Source organism: Vibrio sp. YT-19(2023) (genome assembly GCF_033337395.1).
Genome location: NZ_JAWOQN010000485.1, coordinates 1 through 706, shown reverse-complemented (window position 1 = coordinate 706; position 706 = coordinate 1). Strand labels below are relative to the sequence as shown.

The window sequence follows — 706 nt, the reverse complement described above, 5'->3', positions numbered from 1 at the left end:
TTCGACATCGGCCACCAAACCGTCACGCTGGAACAACTCAACCAACTGCAACCTGGGTACGTTTTCGAGCTCAACCAACCGGTGTCTAAGCCCGTGACACTGCGCGCGAATGGTAAAATCATTGGAGAATGTGAACTGGTAAACGTCAACGATCATTTAGGTGTACGTGTGCTTGAATTATTCGGCGGCACTCAGGAGCCGGCATGATTCAGTTACCTGATGAGCTAAACCTCATTGTCAGCCTAGCGTTGCTGGCATTGATCCCGTTTATCGCCATGATGGCGACCTCATTTGTAAAACTCGCGGTCGTGTTTTCGCTGCTGCGAAATGCGCTTGGCGTACAACAGATTCCACCGAATATGGCGCTGTATGGCTTGGCGATCATTTTGTCGATTTTCATCATGGCACCGGTTGGCTTTGAAACGTACGACTACGTAAAACAGCACGACATTTCTTTGGAAGACTCTGCCAGCGTTGAGGGCCTGATTGAAAGTGGTTTACAGCCGTATCGCGAGTTTTTGAAAAAGCACATTCGTGAAACCGAAGCGATATTTTTTACCGACGCAGCACGCACACTGTGGCCGCAAAAATACGTGGACCGTTTGGACTCCGACAGCTTATTGCTGTTGCTGCCTGCATTTACGGTCAGCGAGTTAACGCGGGCTTTTGAAATCGGCTTCCTACTCTACTTGCCGTTTATCGCTAT

Annotated in this window: 2 protein-coding genes; both read left to right on the top strand. The window is 49.3% G+C overall.

Annotated elements, in window-relative coordinates:
• The coding region (locus R7E78_RS26665; RefSeq protein WP_318058679.1) for a FliM/FliN family flagellar motor switch protein at nucleotides 1-207 on the top strand (207 nt) is incomplete at its 5' end.
• Nucleotides 204-706: SctR family type III secretion system export apparatus subunit VscR (gene vscR / locus R7E78_RS26660; protein WP_318058678.1), on the top strand; the 503-nt coding region annotated here is incomplete at its 3' end. The genes R7E78_RS26665 and vscR, both read left to right, overlap by 4 nt.